General features: G+C 71.4%; 4 protein-coding genes. 2 read left to right on the top strand and 2 right to left on the bottom strand.

The features are described from left to right. Positions 1-218: 218 nt before the first annotated feature. Positions 219-425 carry a cold-shock protein gene (locus KS423_RS33440; RefSeq protein ID WP_224283510.1) on the bottom strand — a complete coding sequence of 69 codons (207 nt, stop codon included), beginning with the start codon at positions 423-425 and terminating at the stop codon, positions 219-221. A 292-nt stretch (positions 426-717) separates the two neighbouring features. Then, positions 718-2,904, bottom strand: a complete 2,187-nt coding sequence (locus KS423_RS33435) for an MMPL family transporter (RefSeq protein ID WP_224283509.1) — start codon at positions 2,902-2,904, stop codon at positions 718-720. Between the two features lie 564 nt (positions 2,905-3,468). On the opposite strand from KS423_RS33435, the gene KS423_RS33430 reads away from it, so the two are divergent. Together KS423_RS33430 and KS423_RS33425 are read left to right on the top strand one after the other, a co-directional pair. After that, the gene (locus tag KS423_RS33430; protein WP_224283511.1) at positions 3,469-5,703 is read left to right on the top strand and encodes an MMPL family transporter; all 2,235 of its coding nucleotides are present in this window, start codon (positions 3,469-3,471) and stop codon (positions 5,701-5,703) included. Between the two features lie 126 nt (positions 5,704-5,829). Continuing rightward, entirely contained in the window at positions 5,830-6,723 is an 894-nt protein-coding gene (locus KS423_RS33425; RefSeq protein ID WP_224283508.1) for a phosphotransferase enzyme family protein, read from the top strand. Positions 6,724-7,043 lie beyond the last annotated feature (320 nt).

Here is a 7,043-nt window from a genome sequence, read left to right as displayed (position 1 = left end):
GGGCCTGGTCGGTGGTGCGGGGGCCGCGGTCGCGCGGCGGGCGGGCAGGGGTGGTCACGGGATCTCCGTCCGTCGGTCGGCAGCCCGCGCTGCGGGCTGGGTCGGCCGTCGGAAAGGGAGGTGCGCCGCCCCGGCCGTACGGCGGCATGGGCGAGGGCCCGCACCGGTGAGGTGCGGGCCCTCGCTTCGCAGATCGCGAGTCAGCGCAGGGGCTGAAATCAGCCGACGAGGCGGATGTTCTCGGCCTGCGGGCCCTTCTGGCCCTGGGTCACGTCGAACTCGACCTGCTGGCCCTCGAACAGCTCACGGAAGCCATTGGCCTGGATGTTCGAGTAGTGGGCGAACACGTCCGGGCCGCCCTCGGCCTGCTCGATGAAGCCGAAGCCCTTTTCGCTGTTGAACCACTTCACGGTGCCGGTAGCCATAACCGTCTCCTCCTACTGGGGCATCAGGGATCCACACCTCGTGAATCCCGGAGTAGCCGCGATCCCCATCCGGAGACTGAAACACCGGACAAAACAAATGCGCCTGTCGGTTGGAACCAGCAGGCGCACACCACGTTCATGGGAACCAAAACTGCAACTGCTTCGACTGTAGCACGGTGCCACCATGGTTGACCGGGGATTTTCCCGCCCTACAGATCACGTTTGGTGGCTCCGCAAATGGGGCAGACGGCGCCCCGCCGAAGCGGGACGCCGCCTGTACGCACCGGTCGGGTCAGCGCCGGCCGGCCGGCTCCGGCACCCCGTGGGCACCGGTCAGCGGGGCCGGGCCCTCGCCGTGGCCGTGGCTCGGGGTGTCCGCGTGGCCGGGCCACCAGGCGCGGCGGCCGAGCAGCGCGGTGAGCGCCGGGGTGAAGAACATCGCCATCACGAAGGCCGCGATGAGGATGCCGATGGCGATCGAGAAGCCCATCTCGCTCATCAGGGTGTTTCCGGCCAGCAGCATGGTGCCGAAGGTCGCGGCCAGGATGAAGCCGGCCGCGGCCACCGTCGGACCGCCGTGGCGGATCGCCTGGCTCGCCGCCTCGCGGGGGCTGCGGCCCTCGCGGGCCTCCTCGCGCAGTCGGGCGATCATCAGGATGTTGTAGTCGGTGCCGAGCGCGACCACGAACAGGTAGATCAGGATCGGCAGCATGAACATCAGGCCCTGCTCACCCTTGATGTTCTGGAACAGCAGGGTGGTGGCACCGAGGGTGGCGCCGAACCCGAGGCCGACCGAGGCCATCAGGTACCAGGGGGCGACCACGCTGCGCAGCAGCAGGCCGAGGATCACCATGATCAGCACCGCGGCGATCGGGAAGACCAGGCTGTAGTCGTGGGCCATCGCCGTGTTGATGTCCTTGTACACGGAGGTGGTGCCGGCGACGTAGGCCTTGGTGCCGGCGGGCGCGTGGTCGTGGGCGACCTTGCGGACCTCGCCGATGGTGTCGATGGCCTTGTTGCTGGCCGCCTCGTCCTTGAGGACGACGGTGATGTCGGCGGTGAGCCCGTCCTTGCTGACGCCGTGGTCGGGGTCCGGCATGGCGGCGCTGGACACCCCGCTCACCTTGCCCAGGTCCTCCACGTAGCCCTTGAGGCCGGCGACGTCGATCCTGTTGCCGTTCTGGCTGGTCAGGTAGATGTGGGCGGGGTCGGCGGCACCGGCCGAGTAGGCCTTGACCATGGTCTCCTGGACGACCATCGACTCCTTGGACTTCGGCATCGAGCTGCCGGCCATGTCGAAGGTGCCCTGGTAGCCGAGCGCGGCGACCGCGAGGCCGACCATCACCAGGCCGGAGAGCAGGGCTGCGGCGGCCGGACGGCGGCCGACACCGCGGCCCATCGCGGCGAAGCGGGCGTTGGACGGCTCGCGCTGCCAGGCCTTGGAGGGCCAGAACAGGACCTTCTCCGGGATCAGGCAGAGGATCGCGGGCACCAGGGTGACCGAGGCGATCGCCGTGACGGCCACCGCGATCGCCAGCGAGGGGCCGAGCGCCTTGAACATGCCGAGGCTGGACAGGACGAGCACGGCGAAGGCGACCACGACGGCACCGGCGGCGGAGGCGATGGCCTCGCCGACCCGGCCGACCGCGTTGGCGACGGCCTGCTTGCGGTCGTCCCCGGCGCGCAGCCGCTCGCGGTAGCGGAACATCAGGAACAGGAAGTAGTCGGTACCGACGCCGTAGAGCACGACGGTGAGGATCTGTTCCATCGAGTTGTCGGCCTTGAGCCCGAACACCTTGCTGGCGTCCGAGATCAGGCCGTTGGCGACCATCGAGTAGATGACCACCGAGAGGATCGGCAGCAGCGCGATGATCGGACTGCGGAAGATGATCCCGAGCGTGAGCAGGATGATCACGACCGTGCCGAGGCCGATCAGCATGCCGGCCGTCTTGCCTGCGTCCTTCTGGTCCAGGTTCATCGCGGCCGGGCCGCCGACCTGGAACTTCAGGTTGCTGCCGGAGGCGAGTGCGGTGCCTTCGTCGCGGAGCTTCTTCGCGGCGTCGGTGAACTCGTCCGTCTGCATCTTGGTCTTGTCGATGGAGACCATCGACATCGCGTACTTGTGATCCTGGGAGTAGGAGGCCGCGGAGACCGGGGCGACCATCTCGACCAGCGGGATCTTCTTGTCGGCCAGGCCCTGGGTGACCTTGGTCATGGCCGCCGCGTCGCCGTCGTCCAGCTTGCCGCCGTCGGTGCGCTCGAAGAGCAGCAGCGCGGAGGGCGAGACGTTGGACGGGAAGGCCTTCTGCTGGACCTCCGAGGCCTGGATGGACTCGTAGTGCTTGGGCAGGAAGGCCGCTTCATCGGAGTTGGCCTTCAGCGGCGGGGCGGTCGCGATGATCGCGACCGCGGCGATCAGCCATGCGCCGATCACCCACCACGGGCGGCGAACGACGAATTGTCCTAGTCGGTGGAACATGCTCGATGCCTCCTGGGCATGGTTCACCGCAGCCCTTGGGGGACGGGACGCTGGGCGACGGCAGGACCGGCGCGCGGAGTGCTGTGGACACTCCCTTGCCGGTCGGCAGGTAAGTAGGTCTGGGGCATCATCCTACGAGTACTTGCTTGCCGCCCGGCAAGGAGCCCCCGTTGCATTCAACCCCCGCGGCCGCCCCGAAGCGGCCCCGCTCCAGTTTCTCCCGGGCGCAACCCCGTTGACCTCGTGCTCCGGGTGGAGACTTCTCCCCCTCAGGGTGGAGGCGCACCCCCTACCCCCCAGGAGGAGATCTCGGGGTCCCGGGGTAGGGAAAACCCCACCCCGGCCCCGAGGAGAGCACCAGGAAACGGCCACCCGCCAGCCGGATTACCCGTCAACCCCCGCTTCCCTACTGTCGATCGGGACGCCGGACCGCACCCGGCGCACCCCGACCGGCGGTTCTCCCGACCCAGGGCCGCCGCCGCTCCCGTCCGGCGACGACCGCCGCTCTCCCAGGGGGGAACCACCGTGAAGCCCGTGAAGTCCAGACTCGGCCTGGCGGCCGCGATGGGTGCCTGGAGCGCCCGGCACCGGAAGACCGCCGTGTTCGGCTGGCTGCTCTTCGTCGTCCTGGCCGCCGCGCTCGGCACCGTGCACGGCAGCACCAAGGTGACCGACGCCGAGTCGATCCCCGGACAGGTCTCCCGGGCCGCGCGGATCCTCGACGAGGCGGGGCTGAAGAGCCCGGCGAACGAGACCGTCCTGGTCCAGAGCTCCACCCGCAGCGCCGACGAACCGGAGTTCCGCGCCGCCGTCGGCCAGGTGATCGCCGCCGTGAACGGCACCGGCCGGGCCGCCGAGGTCCGTTCGCCGTACGACACCAAGGCGGTCTCCGCGGACGGCCACTCCGCGCTCGTGATGCTGACGCTCAAGGGCGACAGCACCGAGGCGGTGGAGCACGTCCAGTCGGTGCTGGACGCGGTGGCCGGCGTGCAGAAGCAGAACCCGGACCTGACCGTGGTCCAGCTCGGCGACGCCAGCTCCGGCAAGTGGATGCAGGACCAGTTCACGAACGACTTCGCCCGCGCCGAGTGGACGGCCGTGCCGCTCGCCCTCGGCATCCTGCTGGTCGCCTTCGGCGCGCTGGTCGCCGCCGTGCTGCCGGTGGTGCTCGCGCTCACCGCCTTCGTCGCCGCCGCCGGACTGGTCGCGCTCAGCAGCGGGTTCCTGCACACCAGCAACGACGCCAGCTCGGTGATGCTGCTGGTCGGCCTCGCCGTCGGCGTCGACTACTGCCTCTTCTACCTGCGCCGCGAACGCGAGGAACGGGCCGCCGGGCGGGACGCGGCCACCGCGCTGGCCGTGGCCGCCGCCACCAGCGGCCGGGCGGTGCTGGTCTCCGGCGTCACCGTGGTGGTCGCCATGGCCGGGATGTTCCTCACCGGGATCGCCACCTTCCGCTCGATGGCCTACGCCACCATCGTGGTCGTGATCACCGCCGTGCTCGGTTCGCTCACCGTGCTGCCCGCACTGCTGTCGATGCTCGGCGACCGGGTGGAGAAGGGCCGGGTGCCGTTCCTCGCCAAGCTGCGCCGGCCGGACGCCGCGCAGACCGGCGGACGGTTCTGGAACGCGGTGCTGACCCCGGTGCTGCGCCGCCCGCTGGCCGCCACCGTGCTCGCCGGCGCCTTCCTGCTGGCCCTGGCCGCGCCGATGCTCACCATGCACACCGCCAACCTGACCTTCCAGCAGCAGCTGCCCAAGGGCAACGCGCTGGTCGCCGCCTCGCAGAAGATCGAGGCCGCCTTCCCCGGCAGTCCCGGCCCCGCCACCGTCGTGATCAAGGCCGCCGACATCGACTCCCCCGCGATGACCGCCGCGATCGCCGACCTCAAGGCGAAGGCCCTGGCCGGCACGCTGATGCACGGCCCGGTGGAGGTCGCCGTGCACGCCGACCGGAACGTCGCCACCGTCGACATCCCGCTCAACGGCACCGGCAACGACGCCACCAGCAACGACGCCCTGAAGAGCCTGCGCGAGGACCTGGTGCCCGCCACCGTCCTCAAGGTGCCCGGCACCGAGGCCCCGGTCACCGGCCGCACCGCCGGGTCGTACGACTTCAACCACACGATGACCGGCTCGATGCCGCTGGTCTTCGCCTTCGTGATCGCCTTCGCCTTCCTGCTGATGCTCACCTCGTTCCGCTCGCTGGCCGTCGCCGTCACCGCCGTGGTGCTCAACCTGTTCTCGGTGGGCGCCGCGTACGGGGTGCTGACGCTGGTCTTCCAGCACGGCGTGGGCGCCTCGCTGCTGGGCACCGCCGGGGTCGGCGCGGTGGAGTCCTGGGTGCCGCTGTTCCTCTTCGTGATCCTCTTCGGGCTCTCGATGGACTACCACGTCTTCGTGGTCTCCCGGATCAAGGAGGGCCACGACCGCGGCCTGCCGACCCGGGCCGCGATCGCCCACGGCATCCGTTCCACGGCCGGGGTGGTCACCAGCGCCGCGGTGATCATGGTGGCGGTGTTCGCCGTCTTCGGATCGCTGTCCATGCAGGTGATGAAGCAGATGGGCGTGGGCCTGGCGGTCGCGGTGCTGATCGACGCCACGGTGATCCGCGGGGTGCTGCTGCCCTCGGTGATGACCCTGCTGGGCGAGCGCAACTGGTACCTGCCGCGCTGGCTGAACTGGCTGCCGGACCTCTCGCACGGCGAATCCGTCCCGCCGCTCGGCGCCGACCGGGCCCTGCACACCCAGCCGGCCGCCCCGGCGGAGGCTGCGCGCCACCGCAGGGCCGGGGTCTGAGCCTCCCGGCACCCAGGACGCGTCCGACGCCGGGCCCCGCAGCGCGCGGGGCCCGGTGTCCGTGCGTCATGATGATCACCGTCCGGGATCCCCCGGGACGAACGTCGGCGGAACGGAACTCCAGTCATGATCCCCTTCGACGAGGGCCGCGCCCGGCTGCTGCTCGCCCGGGCCTGCGAGTCGGCCGGGCTGGCCGCCCCCGACGGGGCCACGCTGCTCGCTCTCGGCGAGAACGCCGTCTTCGACCTCGGCGACCCGGCCGTGGTCGCCAAGGTCGGCCGCGGCCCCGAACTGTACGACCGGGCGCACCGCGAGCTGGCCCTCGCCCACTGGCTGGCCGGGCAGGACGTGCCGGTGGTCCGCCCGTACGACGCGGTGGCGCCCGAACCGCAGCTGGCCGACGGCCACCCGGTCACCTTCTGGCACCGGCTCGCGCCCGCCGTCCGGCCCGCCCGTCCCGTCGACCTCGCCCCGCTGCTGCGCGCCCTGCACCGGCTGCCGCTGCCGCCCTTCACGCTGGGCCGGCGCGACCTGCTGGCCCCGGTCGAGCGCTGGCTGGCCTCCGCCGAGGGCCACGTCGACCCCGCCGACGTCGCCTTCCTGCGCCACCGCCGGGACGCCTTCGAGGCCGCCCTGCCCGACCTCGTCCCGCAGCTGCACCCCGGGGTGATCCACGGCGACGCGCTGCCGCGCAACGTCCAGATCGGCCCGGACGGGCCGGTGCTGCTCGACCTGGAGTTCATGGCGAACGACCTGCGCGAGCACGACCTGGTCGTCCTCGCGCTCAGCCAGGACCGGTACGGCGTGCCCGCCGAGGAGTACCGGGCGTTCACCGCTGCGTACGGCTGGGACGTGCGCGAGTGGTCCGGCTTCACGGTGCTGCGCGGCGCCCGGGAGACCGCCAGCGCCTCCTGGGTGGCGCAGCAGGCGGCCAGCAACCCGGCCGCGCTGAAGGAGTTCCGGCGCCGGGTCGACTCGCTGCGCAACGGGGCCACCGAGGTGCGCTGGTACCCGTTCTGACGGCCCTCTCCGTACCCGCGTCGGCACGGAGATGCCACCGGGGCGGGTGTGAGAAGACTCTTACGGCGGTTCGGTCCGGCCCGCAACCGGGAAACGTACGATCGGCGTCCTGTCGGGCAGTCGTCCTGACCCGAGAGACCGGCACCGTACTCGCACCTCAGGAGCCGCCGCCATGCACCGGACCGCCCACCGCCCCTCCACCCCGACCCGACCGTCCCGCTCCCGGCGCCGGCTGTTCGCGGGCTGCATCGCGGTGGCCGCCGCCCTGGGGCTGGCCGCGTGCGGGACCGCCAGCGGAGCGCTCCGGTCGCCGAGCGCGG

The organism is Streptomyces sp. LS1784 (genome assembly GCF_020103755.1).
Lineage (GTDB): Bacteria > Actinomycetota > Actinomycetes > Streptomycetales > Streptomycetaceae > Kitasatospora.
Note: the sequence above shows the minus strand (reverse complement) of the source record. Positions and strands in the feature narration are given on the sequence as shown.